Source organism: Kribbella sp. NPDC000426 (genome assembly GCF_040300265.1).
GTDB lineage: Bacteria > Actinomycetota > Actinomycetes > Propionibacteriales > Kribbellaceae > Kribbella.
This window is the reverse complement of the sequence record NZ_JBEPDK010000007.1, coordinates 209,846-227,086: the sequence shown is the minus strand read 5'-3', so window position 1 is coordinate 227,086 and position 17,241 is coordinate 209,846. Positions and strand designations below refer to the sequence as shown.

Sequence of the window (17,241 nt, the reverse complement as noted above, 5' to 3'; positions counted from 1 at the left end):
ACCGCGGCGCCGAGGGGATGCCTCGGCGCCGCGGTCCGGAATCACTGGCTGCCGGCGGGCTTCAGGTTCAGGATGATCTGCAGAGCGTTCTGCTGGGTCGGCTGCGCCGGCCCGTACTGGTTCTGCTCATCGGGCCAGCCGACCCAGTTCTTCGTGCTGTAGAGACCGCCGACGTTGGACGCCGAGGTGGGGATGATCGGCATCTGCTCGACCATGATCTTCTGGAGCGTGTTCAGCGCCGTGGTGCGGGTCGCGTCGTCCGCGGCGTTGGCGTACTGGTCCAGCGCCTTGGTCGCCTCCGGGCTGTTGAACCGGCCGTAGTTGCCGCTCACGCCGCCCTTGCCGACCGGCTTCAGGATCTTGCCGTCCATGATGTTCTGGTAGATGTCGAACGGCGTCGCGCCGCCGTTGGTCCAGTGCATCGCGGCGTCGAAGTTGCCCTCGTCGATGTTCTTGAACCACGCGTCCTGGTTGGCCTTGTCGACGGTCGCCTTGATGCCGATCGTGGACAGGTTGTCCTTGATGATCTCCAGGTCGGTGATGTAGTCGGACCAGCCGGCCGGGTCGGTCAGCGTGATCGTCACCGGCTTGCCGGTCGGGTCCTTCAGCACGTCGCCCTCTAGCTTGAAGCCCGCGTCGGTGAGCTCCTTCTTCGCGCCGTCGACGTCGACCGCGTGCTTCTTGTCCTTGTACTCCGGAGCGATGAACGACTCACCGGCCGGCGTCGGGATCCCGGTGATCGATTCGACCTTCGGGTAGAAGTACCCGGCCTCGCCCTGGTTGAAGATGTCGTCGCGGTTGATCACCAGGTTCATCGCGCGCCGCAGAGCGGGGTTGTCGAACGGCTTCTTGGTGGTGTTGATCCACAGACCGTGGATGCCGAGGTTCGCCGGGAACCAGAGCTTGTGGTTCTTCGGGTCCTTGTCCTGGTAGACGGCCTTCACGTTCGGGACGAAGACGAAGCTCCACTCCGACGAGCCGTTGGCCAGCGCGGTGGTCTGCGCGTTGTTGTCGTTGTACGACGTGTACCGCAGCTCCTTGACCTTCGGCAGGTCCTGCCAGTACGAGTCGCGCAGCGTCAGCGTCGTGGTCTGCGGGGTGAACGACTTGACCGTGTACGGGCCGGTGCCGATCGGGTTCTTCAGCGTGTCCTGGGTCGGGTCCTTGAGCGTGGACCACTGGTGCTTCGGGACCACGAAGACGGTCAGGATCTTGTTCTGGTTGGTGAACTGCGACCGGGTGAAGGTCAGGTCCACCTTGTTGCCGGAGGCAGTGATCGTGCCGTACGGGATCGCGTCCTGGTTCAGGCCGTCGTACTTCTTCCGCAGCTCGAACGAGTACGCGACGTCGTCGGCGGTCATCGGCTGGCCGTCGGAGAACTTCACGCCGTCCCGGATGGTCAGCGAGAGCTTGGTGTAGTTGGCGTCCCACTTCCACTCGGTCGCCAGCCACGGCTTGCCCGGCTCGGTCGGCTTGATCCCGTTGATCATCACCAGCGGCTCGAAGATCATCCAGCGGTAGCCCAAGGAGGCGCCGGCGGAGGAGCCGAGGAACGGGTTGTGGTTCTCGGTCTGCGGCCCGTTCGGCATACCGATGTTCAGTACGGTCGCGCCACTGCTCGACCCGCTGCTTTCGGTCTTCCCGTCCCCGTTACTGCAGGCAGCCAGCGTGGCTGCCGCGAGCAAGCCCGTGAGGGCCAGCGCGACGGTACGTCGTGCTCGCATCGGTTCCTCCTGTGTATCTGTTGGCGGATGCTCACGCCTGAGCCGCGTGAGCAGGTGCATCGTGGCGTGAGAACGCTCTCATGGGAAGAGCAGACGCCTTAACGGATAGATCTCGGGGGAGTACGCCGGCGGCAGGACAGGGGCAGCTGCCCCGCCGCCGGAGCCTTAGCGGGACCGGTGTTTCGGGGCGGACCCGGTCCTCGACGTTGCCAGTGGTTGATGCCGCGGGGCGGTTGAGCTGCGGACGATCAGCGTCGTCGGCAGCACTTGGGGCTGTTCCGGCAGCGGGGTGCCGCCGAAGTAGCCCATCAGCATCCGGGCCGCGGCCTGACCCATCTGGCGCATCGGCTGATGCACCGTGGTCAGCGGCGGCTCGGTGTGTTCGGCGTACGGGATGTCGTCGAACCCGACCACCGACACGTCGGCCGGCACGTTCCGCCCGGTCTCCCGGACCGCCTGGATGGCGCCGCCGGCGGACAGGTCGTTGTGCGCGAAGACCGCGTCGAAGTCGAGTCGTTCGCCGAGCGCGTACTGGACGCCGCGGCGTCCGCTCTCGTGGGTGAAATCGCCTTCGAACACGAGTCTCGGGTCGAGCTCGATCCCGGCGGCCGCGTAGGTGTCGCGGAAGCCGTCCAGGCGTTCGTGGGTACAGCCGAAGCGCTCGACGCCGGTGATCACCAGTGGCCGGCGGCGGCCGAGCTCCAGCAGGTGCCGGGCGGCGGACTCGCCGCCGGCGTAGTTCGTGGTGGCGACGGACGGGAACTGCGGGCGCTTGTCGCGGTCGTCGATCAGGACCACCGGCAGACCGCGCGCGTGGAGTTGCTCGATGAAGGTGAGCGTGCCCTCGGGCTCGATCACCAGCAGGCCGTCGAACGACTGCGACGAGACCTGGGAGGCGAACTGCTGCATGGATTCCGCACCCCGGTTGAAGGTGAACAGCAGCAGGCCGTACCCCTCGCTCTCGACCACGTCGACCGCGCCCTGCAGCACCTCGCCCATCCAGGGCCAGGTGAGCGACGGGACCAGCATTCCGACGATCCGGGTCCGGCCGCGGGCCAGGCCGACGGCGCGGGCGCTCGGCACGTACCCGAGCTCCTCGATCACCTGCCGGACCCGCTCGGCCGTCCGCAGGTCCAGTTCGCCCTTGCCGTTGAGCACGCGCGACACGGTCGTCTTGCTGACCCCGGCGCGGGCGGCGACATCGGCGATGGTGATGGACACGCTTGACTCTCCCCTCGGGCGGTCGGGGCTGGCGGGACGGAACCGGTTTCGGAAGCGGTTCCGTAGATCAAAGCCGAGACCGCAAGTCACCGTCAATCACGGAGCGGTAACGAATCGGGTCTTAGTTCACGACCTGGAAGAAGGGAGCTCTTCCGTGCGCCGGGGCGGCATGATGGACTCGGACCGAGTGGCCCGCCCGGGGCCGGACTGCGCAGGCTCACGGTGAGGTGAGGATGGAAGTACGCCGGACCACGGTGCGTGACATGCGCCGGTCCAACCGCTCGGTGATCCTCACCAGCATCTACCGCGAGGGCCCGCTGAGCCGCCAGGAGCTGACCGTGCGGACGTCGCTCAGCGCCGCGAGCGTGAGCAACCTGGTCGCGGAACTGATCGCCGAGGGCGTGGTCGAGGAGGCCGGCTCGGTCGAGTCCGAGGGCGGCCGGCCGCGCGTGCTGCTGCGGGTCGCGCCGACGTTCCGGTACGTCGTGGGCGCCGAGGTCGGCGAGACGCGAGTCCGGGTCGAGCTGTTCGACCTGGCGATGAACGTGCTCGCCCGCGCCGATCACCCGATCAGCACGCCGACTCCGGCGGAGGTCGTGAAGCACGTCCTGGAAGGGCTTTCGAGCGTCGTCGCGGCGTCCGGCGTACAGCCGCAGCAGGTGCTCGGGCTCGGTGTCGCGGTCGCCGGTGTGGTCGAGGACAACGCGGTCGTCGACGCACAGACGCTCGGTTGGGAAGCTGTTCCACTCGCCGAGATGCTTGCTGAGGGCACCGATATTCCGGTGCATCTCGACAACGGCGCGAACATGCTCGGCCAGGCCGAGATGTACTTCGGCGCGGGCCGTGGCGCGACCGACGCGGTCGTGGCGCTGGTCGGCTCCGGTGTCGGATCCGCCCTTGTCGCCGGTGGATCCAGCTACCGCGGCACCCGCAGCAGTGCCGGCGAGTGGGGCCACATGACGATCGTGTACGGCGGCCGCCGATGCCGCTGCGGCGCGCTCGGCTGCCTCGAGGCGTACGTCGGCGCCGAGGGCGTTCTCGATCGGTACCGGGAAGCCGGCGGCGTGGTCGAGGGCGACGAGGAGACAGCGTTCGTCGAGCTGCTCTCGTCGACCTCGGAGCCGGCGGCAACGATCGTTGCCGACACGATCGGATACCTCGCGGCCGGCTTCGCGAACCTGGTCAACCTCGTGAACCCTGAGCGAATCGTCCTCGGCGGTTGGGCCGGTCTGCTGCTCGGCGAGAAGTACCTGGACGAGCTGCGCGCGGAGGTCGGCAAGCACGCGCTGCGGCGGCCGTACGCGCAGGTGTCGATCGTGCTGTGCGAGCTGGGCCGCGACGCCGTAGCACTCGGCGCCGCGACCCTTCCCGTGGTGCGGTTGTTACGCGACGGTGGCGCGCTTCCCCGTTAGACGGTCCACTTCTGGTTCGCTCCGCCGGTGCAGGTCCAGATCTGCGTGGGGGTTGCGTTGGCGGAGTTGTTGCCGGTGACATCGAGGCACTTGTTGGCGTGTGGATTCACCAGGTCGTGCCCACCGGTGTAGGTCCACTGCTGGGCCGCGTTGCCGTTGCAGGTTGCGAGTTGGACTCTGGTGCCGTCGGCAACTCCGGCGTTCGCGACGTCGAGGCATTTGCCCAGGGCACGGATCGTGCCGTCACCGGGGCGGCTCCACTTCTGCGCATTGGTGCCGTTGCAGTCGTACAGCTGCACCGTCGTACCGTCCGCGCTGTTGGCCCCGGCGACGTCGAGGCACTTGCCGGCCAGGCCGGTGATCTGCGAGCCGCCGCCGCCCGAGCTGCCGAGCGTGGAGACGCGGACGTAGTCGACGGTCATGGTCTGCGGGAACTGCGTCGTACCGTCGGGGTAGCCCGGCCAGTAGCCGCCGACCGCGAGGTTCAGGATCATGAAGAACGGGTGGTTGAAGACCCAGGTGTTCCCGTTCAGGTCGGCCGGCGTACGGCGCTCGTACTGGACGCCGTCGACGTACCAGGTGATCGAGTCCGGGGCCCAGTCGACCGCGAACGTGTGGAAGTCGTCGGCGAACGACCAGCCGTTCGGATGGTTGTACGCGGCACCGATCCCGTTCGCGCCGGAGTACCCGGGGCCGTGGATCGTGCCGTGCACGGTGGCCGGCTCCTTGCCGATGTTCTCCATGATGTCGATCTCGCCGTCGTTCGGCCAGTTGCCGCCGCCGAGCATCCAGAACGCGGGCCAGATCCCCTGTCCGCGCGGGATCTTGATCCGCGCCTCGAACCGGCCGTACGTCTGGGTGAAGGTCTGTGCGGTGAGCAGCCGGGCCGACGTGTACTGGCACGGGCCGTAGTGGCACTGGTAGCCGGCGTTCTCCTGCCGGGCCGTGATCACCAGGTTGCCGTTGCCGTCCAGGGCGGAGTTGCGGGTGCTGTTGGTGTAGTACTCGCGTTCGTCGTTGCCCCAGCCGCTGCCGCCGATGTCGTACCGCCACTTGGCGGAATCGGGGGCCTGACCGGCCGGGCCGTCGAAGTTGTCCTCCCAGACCGTTGCCGTGGTCGCGGCAGCGGCCTGCTGATGCGCGGTGGCAGCAGGCTGGAGAAGGGCGGTGCCGGCCAGTGCGGCACCGATCGCGAGGAACGCGAGCATGCGCGGACGCTTCATGAGTACCTCATTTCCGGGGGCGTCTGAATGAGGACAGGAACTAGGCCGTGTCCGATGGTCCAGCGCCTACTGCGCGGCACTCGGCACGGCACCTCGGCGCACTGGAGCGAAGGTCACGATGCTCCGCATCGAGCCCTTCGCTCCAGCACACCGATGCACCGCACCGAGCACCTGCTCGCGACGGCGCTGGACCATCGGACACGACCTGGACCGCAGCGTGCCGTGAGAACGCTCTCAGGTCAACCCCGGGACTAAATAAAAGATCTGAAAAAAGTCTCGGTTTCGGCGTTGACACCGGTTTGCACGGATGGTTACCTCTTGCTGACCACCAGTTGCGGCGCGGGCAGACGCCGGCAACACCACCGCCCCAAACTCCTTTATATAAAGGGAGAACCGCCCCATGAAATGCTTCCTGCCGCTCGTGGTCGCTGCGCTGTGCGCGGCCGCCGCCGGCCTCGGCATCGGCACCGCTCCACCGGCCCAGGCCGCCGGCGAGCAGGTCAACATCTGGCTGACCACCACCAACGACAGCGCCGGCCAGAACGTCACCCGCGGCCTGCAGCAGCAGACCCCGGTCAGCTTCGGCCCGGCCGGCGGATCGGCCAACCAGACGATCACGGTCAACGAGAACACGACGTACCAGTCCTTCGAGGGCGGCGGCGCGTCGTTCGCCGACAGCTCCGCCTGGCTGCTGAACAGCAGCAACACGATCTCGGCCGCGACCCGCGACCAGGTGATGAAGGACCTGTTCGACCCGGTGAACGGGATCGGCCTGGCCTTCATCCGCAACCCGATGGGCGCCTCGGACCTGGCCCGGTTCAACTACTCCTACGACGACACGTGCTGCGACCTGAACGACTTCAGCATCCAGCACGACCTGGCCGACGTCGTACCGCTGACCAAGCAGGCCCGGCAGCTCAACCCGGCCGTCAAGGTGATGGGTTCGCCGTGGAGTGCGCCGGCCTGGATGAAGGACAACAACGACTTCGTCCACCGCGGCTGGCTGAAGGCGCAGTACTACCCGATGTACGCGCAGTACTTCGTCAAGTACCTGCAGCAGAACGAGGCCCAGGGCAACCACATCGACTACATCTCGGTGCAGAACGAGCCGACCTGTTGCGGTAACGACAACACCGGCTACGCGTCGATGAACTGGAACGGCTCCGGGCTGCTGGAGTTCACCAAGAACAACCTGATGCCGGCGCTGCACGCCGCCGGGCTGACGACCAAGGTGCTGATCCTCGACTACAACTGGGGCAATTACAACGACCTCGGTTCGGTCCCGATCGCGGACGCGGCCCTGCGCAACGATCCGAACTTCGGCGGTATCGCCTGGCACGGGTACGGCGGTGACGTGAACCTGCAGACGCAGATCCACAACCAGTACCCGAACGTGAACGCGTACATGACCGAGCACTCGGGCGGCACCTGGATCCCGAACCAGCAGGTCGAGGACATGAACAACCTGATCGACTACACCCGCAACTGGGACAAGTCGTGGGTCAAGTGGGGGATCGCGCTCGACGAGGCGCACCTGCCGTACGTCGGCGCCGGCTGTAACGTCTGCACGGGCCTCGTCACGGTCCACCGCAACGACGGCCAGCGCGGTCAGGTCACGAAGACCGTTGAGTACTACACGATGGGCCACCTGACCAAGTTCGTGAAGCCGGGCGCACTGCGGATCGACTCGACCGCGAACAGCTCGGTGAAGAACGTGGCCTGGAAGAACCCGGACGGCTCGAAGGCGCTGATCGCCTTCAACACCACCGGCAGCTCCCAGTCGGTGCGGGTGAACTGGGGCTCGCAGTCCTTCACCTACACGCTGCCGACCAAGACGTCGGCGACCTTCACCTGGTCCGGCACGCAGAGCGGTGGCGGGGGTGGCGGCGGTCAGATCACCGGACTGGCCGGCAAGTGCATGGATGTTGCCGGAGCCAACAGCGCGGACGGTACGGCGGTGCAGCTGTACGACTGCAACGGCACGACCGCGCAGCAGTGGGACCGTCCCGGTGACGGCACGATCCGTGCCCTCGGCAAGTGCCTCGACGTCAACGCGGGCTCCGTCGCGAACGGCGCGAAGGTGCAGCTCTATTCGTGCAACGGCAGTGCCGCCCAGCAATGGACCTATACGAGCGGGAGAGATCTGGTGAATCCACAGGCGAACAAGTGTCTCGATGTCACGGGCAACAACTCCGCGAACGGCACGCCGCTGCAGCTGTGGAGCTGCACCGGTGCCGCGAACCAGAAGTGGACCGTGTCATGAAGCGCGTAGCGGCGGGAGTCGCGGCGCTGGTGCTCGGCGCGGGATTGTTGATGGCGGCAACTCCCGCACAGGCGGCGACCGGGGCGATCACCGGGTTGGCCGGGAAATGCGTGGACGTGGCGGCGGCGAACAGTGCGGACGGTACGGCGGTCCAGCTGTACGACTGCAACGGGACCGGCGCGCAGCAGTGGAGCCGGTCGAGCGACGGCACGTTGCGTGCCCTCGGCAAGTGTCTCGATGTGTCGGGTGGCTCGGTGGCCAACGGCGCTCGGGTCCAGCTGTGGACCTGCAACGGGTCGGCTGCCCAGCAGTGGACCTACACATCTGGCCGGGACCTCGTGAACCCGCAGGCGAACAAGTGTCTCGATGTCACGGGCAACAACTCCGCGAACGGTACGCCGCTGCAGCTGTGGAGCTGTACTGGCGCGGCGAACCAGAAGTGGAACGCCCCGGCCGGTGACGACGGACCGCCGCCGGCGGGTGGCGCGCCGATGGCGGCAGCGCCGTACCTGTATGAAGGCTGGGGTGACCCGCCGAACCCGGCGACCGTGATGAACGCGTCCGGGGTCAAGTGGTTCACGATGGCCTTCATCCTGTCCAACGGGTACTGCAACCCGCAGTGGGACGGTGGGCGGCCGCTGACCGGTGGCGTGGACCAGCAGGCGATCAACACGATCCGGTCGAACGGCGGCGATGTCGTCGTGTCGATCGGTGGCTGGTCGGGTAACAAGCTCGGTCAGAGTTGCGGGTCGGCGAGTGAGCTCGCGGCGGCGTACCAGAAGGTGATCAACGCGCTGTCGCTGAAGGCGATCGACATCGACATCGAGGACCAGGAGATCGCGCAGGCCGGTCCGCGGCAGAAGGTGATCGACGCGTTGAAGATCATCGAGCAGAACAACCCCGGGATCACGACGTACCTGACCTTCGGGACGACCACGTCCGGTCCGGACGGGAACGGGCAGGACCTGATCCGGCGCGGCGCGGCCTCCGGGCTGAACCTCGACGGCTGGGTGATCATGCCGTTCGACTTCGGCGGCGGCACCACCAACATGGGTTCGCTGACCGTGCAGGCGGCCGAGGGGCTGAAGAACCAGGTGAAGTCGGCATACGGGCTGAGCGACGACGCGGCGTACCGGAAGATCGGCATCTCGTCGATGAACGGCATCACCGACAACTCCGAGCGGGTCAACGTCTCCGACTTCGAGACGATGCTCTCCTACGCGTCACAGCACCACCTGGCCCGCTTCACCTACTGGTCGGTCAACCGCGACCGCCCCTGCACCGGCGGCAGCGCCGACAGCTGCTCCGGCATCTCCCAAAACCCCTGGGACTTCACCAAGGTAATAGGCCGCTACCGCGGCTGACCTCCACCCGGCCCACCAGCCCGATGGGCCGGCCGTCAGCTCCGTTCATGCCCGCAAAACGAGCCCGCCGCCTCCTGAGCCGAGCCGGCGGGCTCGCCTGCGTACTCCGGGGGTTTGGTTGACTCTCCGGTTACCGGAGGGTGGAAGCTGGGGGCATGACGGCGACGGTGACGGTGGGGGAGTTCTCCCGCCTGACGCATCTGAGTGTGAAGACGCTGCACCACTATCACGAGATCGGGCTGCTCGCGCCGGTCTCGGTGGATGCTTCGTCGGGTTACCGGCGGTACAGCACTGCGCAGGTCGACACCGCGCAGTTGATCCGGCGGCTGCGGGAGTTGCGGATGCCGCTGGCCGACGTGCAGGCGGTGGTTGACGCCGGTGACGGCGTGGCTCGGGAGGAGCGGCTGCGGGCGCATCTCGAGCGGATGGAGCAGGAGCTTCAGCACACCCGTGACGTGGTCGCGTCGCTGCGCGAGCTGCTGACCCCGGGGCAGCCGGCGATCGAGGTGGAGTACCGGTTCATCCCGTCGTTCCGTGCGTACGGCGTTCGTGGTGACGTCGTCCGGGACGACTTCGGGCCGTGGTTCGAGTTCGCCTTCGGGCGGCTCGGCGCTGTCACCGGCGACATCCGGGCCACGTCCGGAGCGACGTACAGTGACGAGTTCTTCACCGACGACAAAGGCGAGGTCGTCGCCTTCCTGCCGGTCGCGCCCGACCAGCCGCCGGCCGACGGGGTGGAGCTCGTCGACCTGCCCGGCGGGTACTTCGCCATCGCCGTCCACGCCGGTCCGATGACCGACTTCGACCGCACGTACGGCGCCCTCGGCAGCCACGTCGCGGAGTACTGCGAGGTCGCAGCCGGCCCGATCCGTGAGCTGTATCCGATCGGCCCGGGCGACGTGCCCGATCCGGCCGACTACCGAACCGAAGTCTGCTGGCCGATCCAGCGGATCCCTGTCCTGAAAGGCTGAAACGTGTCTATAACTCTTGAGAACATCGCCTTCGACTGCACCGACGCCGCCGCCCTGGCAACTTTCTGGGCCGGCGTGCTATCCACCGAGGTCGATGCTGACGGCAACGAGTTCTTCGCGACCGTGAACCGCGCCGCGGCCGGTCCGACGCTGATGTTCCTGCAGGTCCCCGAGCCGCGCAACGGCAAGAACCGCCTGCACGTCGACCTCGCCGCCACCGACTGGGCCGCCGAGGTCGACCGCCTCGTCGGCCTCGGCGCCAAGCGGGTCGACGAGCACACCGAGTACGGCACGCACTGGATCACGCTCGCTGACCCGGAAGGCAACGTCTTCGACGTCGCCGAGCACTGATCCGCCAGGCCGGGGTCGAGTGCCCCTCGGCCCCGTCAGGGGTGGCTGGGAGAGTACCGGAGGCCGTCGGACCTTGCCCGCCCGTTCTCGGCCAAGTCGTCCAGGCGGGCTCGTGCGTGCGCCACGGGCCAGCGAAACGCGCGGCCGAGTTCGCCTGGCGTGGTCTCCAGCATCGTGGCCAGGAACCGCTCGGTCGCGAGTGCGTGGTCGGTGCCGCCGCCGACCTCGAACTGCTCGCAGGTCAAGGCGATCCGCGCGGAGGGCCAGCCGGAACCGCTCTCGTGGACGCCGGCCGTGGTGACCAGGAGATGACGCTGGAGCTCGGTGATCGCGCGCTGGTAGCGGCTCCGATCACCGATCAGCGCTCGTAGCGTTGCGCTCGGCAATGGTTCGCCGGCGATGGCCTCGGCGATCTCGTGGGCTGCCGGCGACAGCTCCAGCGACTGGTGGTCACTCGGGTGGCCCGCGGCCGGGTAGAGCGCGGTGAGGAGGTCCGGCGACAGGAATGTTCCACGGCCGCCGAGGTAGGCGCCGTACCAGGCGAGGCCGCGACGAGGCAGTTCGTCCTTCCAGGTCCAGACCCGTTGCTCGTTCTTCCCCATCCCCGAGCCGAACGGCTCCTCGTCCTCGCCGGCGACCGCCTCCCACAGTGACGGTACGACGGCACGCGGTGCCGGAAACAACAGGGCGAACCCGACATCGTCGATGAATGCGCCGGCCCGCTCGATCGACCCGATCCGCCGTCCGCGCAGCCACCAGCGCGCGGCCCGCGCCCGCCCGAGTTCTGTCATCGGGACAGTCAATCACCGGTCCCTTGCGCCGGTGGCCCGGGCGGAGCACTGTGGGGTGCGACCGGTGGCGTCACCGGGGCGCCGCCCTGAGGCAAAGGGGGTGGATCGTGTACGCGCGTTCCACCACGATCAACGCCAGGCCGGAGTCGCTCGACGCCGGCATCGCGCAGGTGCGTGACGAGGTAATGCCCATGATCCTGGAGCTGGACGGCTGTATCGGCCTGTCCATGCTGGTCGACCGGGAATCCGGCCGTTGCATCGCCACCAGCGCCTGGCAGTCGGAGGAGGCGATGCGGGCCTCCGACGAAGCGCTCCGCCCGACCCGGGACCGACTGGCGGACCAGATGGGCAGTGGCGGGCCCACGGTGGAGGAGTGGGAGATCGCCGTACTGCACCGTGACCACCGCTCCACCGAGGGTGCCTGTGTCCGCGCGACCTGGATGAAGGTCGCCCCTGCGAGCCTCCAGCGCGCCATCGACGTCTACAAGTTGGCCGCACTGCCGAGGCTGGAGGACCTGGCCGGGTTCTGCAGCGCCAGCTTGCTGATCGACCGCGCCTCCGGCCGGTGTGTTTCGTCGGTGAGCTACGACAGTCAGGAGGCGATGGCCAACAACCGCGAAGCCGCCGCATCGATGCGCGCCGCGACCACCAAGGATGCGGGCGCCGAAGTCCTCGACGTGTGCGAGTTCGAGCTCGCTCTCGCCCATCTCCGCGTGCCCGAACTGACCTGAGCTAATCCATCCGGTCGAGATGCGCCTCGAGTGCGTCGAGGCGGTCGCGCCACAGGTCGCGGTACGGCGCCAGCCAGGCGTCGACCTCGGCCAGCGGCGCCGGGCGGAGGCGGTACCAGCGGCGCTGGGCGTCGTGACGGACCTCCACCAGCCCGGCGTCGCGCAGTACCTTCAGATGCTTCGACACCGCGGGCTGGCTGAGTGACAGCGCGTCGACAAGCTCGCCCACCGGCCGCTCACCGGCCCGCAACAGATCGAGGATGTCCCGCCGCCGAGGCTCCGCCAACACCTCGAACGTAGTTGCCATACCAGGAATATAACCCGGTCGCTCACTTTTCACGCCGCCCCGGAAGCGCCGCGGCGCCGACCGATGCGGCCGCCGTGATCCCGATCGCCGTCCAGAACGCAGCCGGGAACGAGCCACGCTGCAGAACCGTCGCGAGTACGGCGGTCTCGAGCGAGCCGCCGATCTGCTGCACGATCCGGGTCCCGGTCGTCGCGGCGGCGTACTCCGTCCTCGGCAACGTCGCGTACGCCGCCGTGATCGACGGCAGCAGGGACGCGGTCAACCCGACTCCCCGTACGACGAGAGCGAGTGCCAGCAGGACGATCGGCGTACTCGGGCCGGCGATCGCGAACGGCACCGTACCCGCGACCGCGAGCGCCAGACCGACGAGCATGACGGTCCGGGTCGCACCGGTGCGGTCGAGGATCCGGCCGACGAACAAGGTACCGACGATCGCGCCGAGTCCCTGCGGTGCGAGCAACAGCCCGGCCTCGAGCGGACTCGCACCACGCAACCGCTGGTAGTACAACGGCAGCAGCAACATCGCACCGAACAGCGATCCGCCGAAGATGAACACCAGCACCGCGGATGCGCCGAAGGATCGGTCACGAAACAACCGCAGGTCGAACAGCGGCGCCGTACTCCGCAGCGCGTGCACGCCGTACCCGAGAAGCAGGACCACCCCGGCCGCCAGCATGGCAAGAGCACCGACGGCGAGCCGGCTGGATTCGCCGTACGACGTGAGCCCGTAGATCAGGACCGCGAGTCCGGGGGAGAGCAGCAGAAGCCCGCGGACGTCGAGGGACGGGCGGGTGACGGCCGCCTCGCCCCGGACGAGGTTGCGCGAGAGCACGAGCGCCACGAGTGTGACCGGGACGTTGATCAGGAACGCCCAGCGCCAGTCGAGCGTGCCGATGATCAGACCGCCGAGCACCGGCCCGGCGACCGGGGCGAGCTGGGTCGGCACGAGGACGAAAGTCATCAGCCGGCCCATCGTCGCCTGATCGGCCTCCTCCGCAAGAGCGATCCGGATCAGTGGCAGCATCATGCCGCCGCCGATGCCCTGCAGCACCCGGAACCCGATCAGCGCGCCTGCCGACCAGGCGCCCACACACAACAGCGAACCCAGGCCGAAGCCGACCAGGCAGAACGCCCACATCCGGCGTACGCCGAACCGGGCGACGGCCCAACCAGTGAGCGGGAGCGTCGCGGTGAGCGCCAGCAGGTACGCCGTGGTGACCCACTGGATCGTCGACAACGGCGAACCGAACTCGTGCGTCAGCCGGTTGATCGCGACGCTGACGATCGTGGTGTCGAACTGGGCGGCGACCGCGCCGAGGGATAGCACCAGGGCGAGCCGGACCAGCCGCGGATCGAGCCGGGTGGTCCCTGCAACGGGCATGGAAACGAGCATGGGAGGCCCGGGCGGCCGCCGGTCCGGGTCAAGTCGCCGGCGAAGCGGTCGGCGATCCTCGCCGCGGCCTCGAAGCTGTTCCTCGCCCAGGGGTACGAGCGGACCAGCGTCGACGCGATCGCGGCGGAGGCCGGCGTCGGTAAGCAGACCGTCTACGGGCACTTCGGAGACAAGGAGAAGCTGTTCCTGGCGGTGATCGAGGAAACCCGCCGGGAGCAGGATGCCGCGCTCGGTCCGGCGCTACGGGACACCGGCGATCCGCTCGCCGATCTGACCGCGGCCGTCGAGCTGACCCTCGACGGCGTGCTGTCGCCGCCGATCGCCGCGTTGCATCGGCTGACGATCGCCGAGTTGCCGCATCACCCGGAGCTGCAGCGGCTGTGGCGTGACAAGACCGGCAAACGGGAACGCGCGGCCGTGATCGCCGACTATCTGCGGGCCTGTGATGCGAAGGGTCTGCTGCGAGTTCCCGATCCAGAGCTGGCTACTCGGCAGCTGACCTACCTGGCGCTCGCTGAAGGGCGGGTGGCGACGCTGCAGGGGACCGAGCCGTTGTCGAAGGCCGAGCGGCATCGGATCGCGCACGAGGCCGCCGATCTGATCGTTCGTGCCCATCGCCCTTAAGGCGCGTGGCCGAAGACTGCGGTGAAGGCCTCTCGGTAGAGGGCGGGGAGATCGGGCTCGCCGTTGTCGGCGGCCCAGCGGAGCAGGGCGGTGTGGGTTACTCCTAGGCACGCGCTTGCGGCTGCGCGGGCGGCGTACTCAAGGGTCGGGTCGTCAGTGCAGATTGCTTGGACGAAGGCCTCTTGCAGGCGGAACTGGCTGTCGAGGTGGCGGGCCTGGAGGGCCGGAGTCGAGATCATCAGCTGGAGCCGGACCAGTAGTAGGTCGGTGTTCGCGCGCTCGATGGTTGCCAGGACGGCGCGGCCGATGCGGTCGGTGAGGGAGCCGGTCGAGGGGAGTTCCGCGATCGACGCGGCGGCCTGCTCGTCGAAGTCGTCGTACAGGACGAGGTCTTCCTTGGTGGGGAAGTTCCGGTAGACCGTCATCGCCGAGACGCCGGCCGCGTCGGCGACCTCGTTGACCGTGGTCGCGTCGTACCCCTGGTCGCTGAACAGGCGGAGTGCCTGTCGCTGGATGCGTTGCCGGGTGTCGGCGCGCTGGCGGTCCCTCAAGCTCATGTGGTAGATACTAACAACATGATAGTTTCTAACATGAGCGACAGGGTGGCGTTGGTGACGGGTGCGTCGCGGGGCATCGGTCGGGCGATCGCGGAGCGGCTGGCTGCAGCGGGGTACTACGTCGCAATCCACTACAACCAGGACAAGGCCGGGGCCGAGGAGACGCTCGAGCGGATCGGCGGCCGTGGGTTCGTGATCGGGGCCGAGCTCGGTGTGCCGGGTGATGTCGATGCGGTGGTCGAGCAACTGACTGCGGGGTTGTCCGGGCGGCTCGAGGTGTTGGTGAACAACGCGGCCGCGCAGCCGGCCGGCCCGATCGGGACGGACTCGGAGGAGGCGTTCGATCGGTTGATGGCGGTGAACGTGCGTGCGCCGTACTTCCTGATCCAGCGGCTGCTGCCGATGCTGGCCGACGGTGGCCGGATCATCTCGGTCTCGTCGGTCGCGACCCGGATGGCCAACCCGACGCAGACGTCGTTCGCGATGACCAAGGGGGCGGTCGAGACGATGACGCGCACGCTCGCGCAGGAGCTCGGCCGGCGGAGCATCACCGTGAACGCGGTGGCGCCCGGCGCGACCCGGACCGAGGCGAACGGCGCGATCTTCGAGACTCCGGGACTGTCCGAGTTGATCGTCGGTCACACCGCGCTCGGCCGGCTGGGCACGGGTGAGGATGTCGCCGAGGTGGTCGCGTTCCTCGCCTCACCCGAGGCCCGGTGGATCACCGGCCAGGTGGTGGATGCTTCGGGCGGTCTACACCTCGGAGTCGGCTGACTCCGTGTCGAGGAACAGCTGTACGGCCGGGTGGGTGCGCAGCGCCGTACCGGGGTAGTCCGGGCTGATCGGCTGCGTGAGGGAGTCGTGGACGGCCTGGCGTTTGACTGATCCGGGGACCGATCCGATCAGCGCGTGCGCGTTGAGCAGGCGGGGGATCGTCACCGTGACGGCGTGTGTGGGTACGTCGTCCATCGCGGCAAAGTTGCCCTCGTCGACCTGCTGGCGGCGACTGGTTTCGTCGAGTGCGACGATCTTCGCGGCGCGCGGGTCGGCGAAGTCGGCGGGCGGGTCGTTGAAGGCGAGATGGCCGTTGACGCCGAGGCCGAACAGGACGAGATCGAACGGCTCGTCACCCATCAGTTCCGCATAGCTGTCCGGCCCGGCCTCGGGCGCCAGCGGGTGGAAGGTTGCCTGCGGCACCTGATCGAGGAAGCTCCGGTGCAGCCAGTTCCGGAACGACTGCGGGGCGTCCGGCGACAGGTCGACGTACTCGTCCATGTGGAAGCACTCGACCCGGCTCCAGTCGATGTCCGGCTCCACGGCCAGCGCGGCGAGGGTCGCGCTCTGGCTCGGCGCCGCGGCCAGCATGATCCGGGCGCGTCCGGCTGCTGCGATCGCCGTACGGATCTGCTCGGCGGCCGCAGTGGCCGCGGCCAGGCCGAGTTCCTCGCGTGACGGGTACGTGCTGGACCGGGGTGCGTGCTCGACTGTCATCAAAACCCTTTCTATTGATGGCGAATGTTCCCACGGCGGGGGTTTTCCCCCGGTCGGTACGGTGGGTGGCTCCAGTGTGTGGGGCATGTCCGCGGACCTAGCGTCGCACCCATGACGACGACGAATCAGGTGATGATGACCGCGCTGCAGGCGACGCAGGAGCCGACCGGTGGAGTGGCCGGGTGGGCGATCGATCTGATGGAGCGGATGGGCCCCGCGGGTGCGGGGCTGGCGGTCGCGCTGGAGAATCTGTTCCCGCCGTTGCCGAGCGAGGTGATCCTGCCGCTGGCCGGTTTCGCGGCCGCGCGGGGTGATCTCGGGCTGATCAGCGCGATCGTGTTCACCACGCTGGGGTCGGTCGTCGGCGCGCTCGCCCTGTACGGCGTGGGCGGCGTGCTCGGTCGTGACCGGACCCGCGCGATCGCCGCGAAGCTGCCGTTGGTGAAGGTGGCCGATATCGACAAGGCCGAGGAGTGGTTCCTGCGGCACGGCGCCAAGGCGGTGCTGATCGGGCGGCTGGTCCCGGTCGTGCGGAGCCTGATCTCGGTGCCGGCCGGGGTGGAGCGGATGCGGGTCGCGCTGTTCGTGCCGCTGACCGCGCTCGGGAGCCTGGTGTGGAACTCGCTGCTGATCCTGGCCGGCTACCAGCTCGGCGAGCGGTGGCATCTGGTCGAGTCGTCGGTCGGGGTGTTCCAGAAGCTGGTGATCGCAGGTGCGCTGGCCGCGGTGGTGTGGTTCGTGGTCGTGAAACTGCGCGGGCGTTCAGATCCTGAGAAAGTCCAGTAGCGCGCTCGACTTTGACTACGCTCGAGGCATCA

General features: G+C 68.2%; 17 protein-coding genes and 1 pseudogene. 10 read left to right on the top strand and 8 right to left on the bottom strand.

Annotated features, from left to right (window positions below; all coding sequences use genetic code 11):
* Positions 1–41 precede the first annotated feature (41 nt).
* Entirely contained in the window at positions 42–1,724 is a 1,683-nt protein-coding gene (locus ABT313_RS32690) for an ABC transporter substrate-binding protein (protein WP_350861774.1), read from the bottom strand.
* 165 nt (positions 1,725–1,889) lie between these two features.
* Positions 1,890–2,945: a LacI family DNA-binding transcriptional regulator gene (locus tag ABT313_RS32685; RefSeq protein WP_350861772.1), complete on the bottom strand. Its 1,056-nt coding sequence runs from the start codon at positions 2,943–2,945 to the stop codon at positions 1,890–1,892.
* A 233-nt stretch (positions 2,946–3,178) separates the two neighbouring features.
* Between ABT313_RS32685 and ABT313_RS32680 the strand changes: the two genes are divergently transcribed.
* Complete coding sequence (locus ABT313_RS32680) at positions 3,179–4,357, top strand: ROK family transcriptional regulator (RefSeq protein WP_350861770.1); 1,179 nt, start codon at positions 3,179–3,181, stop codon at positions 4,355–4,357.
* Here ABT313_RS32680 and ABT313_RS32675 read toward each other — a convergent pair.
* Positions 4,354–5,580: a family 16 glycosylhydrolase gene (locus ABT313_RS32675; RefSeq protein WP_350861768.1), complete on the bottom strand. Its 1,227-nt coding sequence runs from the start codon at positions 5,578–5,580 to the stop codon at positions 4,354–4,356. The two genes, ABT313_RS32680 and ABT313_RS32675, sit on opposite strands and share 4 nt — an antisense overlap.
* Positions 5,581–5,980: 400 nt before the next feature.
* Here ABT313_RS32675 and ABT313_RS32670 point away from each other — a divergent pair, with 400 nt between their 5' ends.
* From ABT313_RS32670 to ABT313_RS32655, 4 genes are all read left to right on the top strand, one after another.
* On the top strand, positions 5,981–7,843 hold the full coding sequence (locus tag ABT313_RS32670; protein ID WP_350861766.1) for a ricin-type beta-trefoil lectin domain protein: 1,863 nt from the start codon (positions 5,981–5,983) through the stop codon (positions 7,841–7,843).
* On the top strand, positions 7,840–9,207 hold the full coding sequence (locus tag ABT313_RS32665; RefSeq protein ID WP_350861764.1) for a ricin-type beta-trefoil lectin domain protein: 1,368 nt from the start codon (positions 7,840–7,842) through the stop codon (positions 9,205–9,207). Before ABT313_RS32670 ends, ABT313_RS32665 begins: the two co-directional genes overlap by 4 nt.
* A gap of 155 nt (positions 9,208–9,362) precedes the next feature.
* A complete protein-coding gene (locus tag ABT313_RS32660; protein ID WP_350861762.1) occupies positions 9,363–10,178 on the top strand; it encodes a MerR family transcriptional regulator in 816 nt (271 codons plus the stop codon).
* Between the two features lie 3 nt (positions 10,179–10,181).
* On the top strand, positions 10,182–10,529 hold the full coding sequence (locus tag ABT313_RS32655; protein WP_350861760.1) for a VOC family protein: 348 nt from the start codon (positions 10,182–10,184) through the stop codon (positions 10,527–10,529).
* Between the two features lie 35 nt (positions 10,530–10,564).
* On the opposite strand, the gene ABT313_RS32650 is transcribed toward ABT313_RS32655, so the two are convergent.
* Positions 10,565–11,320 carry an AlkZ-related protein gene (locus ABT313_RS32650; RefSeq protein ID WP_350861758.1) on the bottom strand — a complete coding sequence of 252 codons (756 nt, stop codon included), beginning with the start codon at positions 11,318–11,320 and terminating at the stop codon, positions 10,565–10,567.
* Between the two features lie 107 nt (positions 11,321–11,427).
* On the opposite strand from ABT313_RS32650, the gene ABT313_RS32645 reads away from it, so the two are divergent.
* Positions 11,428–12,051, top strand: a complete 624-nt coding sequence (locus ABT313_RS32645) for an antibiotic biosynthesis monooxygenase (protein ID WP_350861756.1) — start codon at positions 11,428–11,430, stop codon at positions 12,049–12,051.
* Between the two features lies 1 nt (position 12,052).
* On the opposite strand, the gene ABT313_RS32640 is transcribed toward ABT313_RS32645, so the two are convergent.
* On the bottom strand, positions 12,053–12,358 hold the full coding sequence (locus ABT313_RS32640; protein WP_350861754.1) for an ArsR/SmtB family transcription factor: 306 nt from the start codon (positions 12,356–12,358) through the stop codon (positions 12,053–12,055).
* 22 nt (positions 12,359–12,380) lie between these two features.
* Complete coding sequence (locus tag ABT313_RS32635) at positions 12,381–13,739, bottom strand: DHA2 family efflux MFS transporter permease subunit (protein WP_350861752.1); 1,359 nt, start codon at positions 13,737–13,739, stop codon at positions 12,381–12,383.
* On the opposite strand from ABT313_RS32635, the pseudogene ABT313_RS32630 reads away from it, so the two are divergent.
* Both ABT313_RS32630 and ABT313_RS32625 read left to right on the top strand, forming a co-directional pair.
* Positions 13,710–13,934: pseudogene (locus ABT313_RS32630) on the top strand (TetR/AcrR family transcriptional regulator); the annotation flags it as partial. The gene ABT313_RS32635 and the pseudogene ABT313_RS32630 sit on opposite strands and share 30 nt — an antisense overlap.
* A 9-nt stretch (positions 13,935–13,943) precedes the next feature.
* Entirely contained in the window at positions 13,944–14,375 is a 432-nt protein-coding gene (locus ABT313_RS32625) for a TetR/AcrR family transcriptional regulator C-terminal domain-containing protein (protein ID WP_350861750.1), read from the top strand.
* Here ABT313_RS32625 and ABT313_RS32620 read toward each other — a convergent pair.
* Positions 14,372–14,932: a TetR/AcrR family transcriptional regulator gene (locus ABT313_RS32620; RefSeq protein WP_350861748.1), complete on the bottom strand. Its 561-nt coding sequence runs from the start codon at positions 14,930–14,932 to the stop codon at positions 14,372–14,374. The two genes, ABT313_RS32625 and ABT313_RS32620, sit on opposite strands and share 4 nt — an antisense overlap.
* 33 nt (positions 14,933–14,965) lie before the next feature.
* Here ABT313_RS32620 and ABT313_RS32615 point away from each other — a divergent pair, with 33 nt between their 5' ends.
* Positions 14,966–15,706: an SDR family NAD(P)-dependent oxidoreductase gene (locus ABT313_RS32615; protein WP_350861746.1), complete on the top strand. Its 741-nt coding sequence runs from the start codon at positions 14,966–14,968 to the stop codon at positions 15,704–15,706.
* Here the strand turns inward: ABT313_RS32615 and ABT313_RS32610 are convergent.
* Positions 15,686–16,423 carry a 6-phosphogluconolactonase gene (locus ABT313_RS32610; protein WP_350861744.1) on the bottom strand — a complete coding sequence of 246 codons (738 nt, stop codon included), beginning with the start codon at positions 16,421–16,423 and terminating at the stop codon, positions 15,686–15,688. The genes ABT313_RS32615 and ABT313_RS32610 overlap by 21 nt on opposite strands.
* A 111-nt stretch (positions 16,424–16,534) precedes the next feature.
* Between ABT313_RS32610 and ABT313_RS32605 the strand changes: the two genes are divergently transcribed.
* On the top strand, positions 16,535–17,209 hold the full coding sequence (locus ABT313_RS32605; protein WP_350861742.1) for a DedA family protein: 675 nt from the start codon (positions 16,535–16,537) through the stop codon (positions 17,207–17,209).
* Positions 17,210–17,241 lie beyond the last annotated feature (32 nt).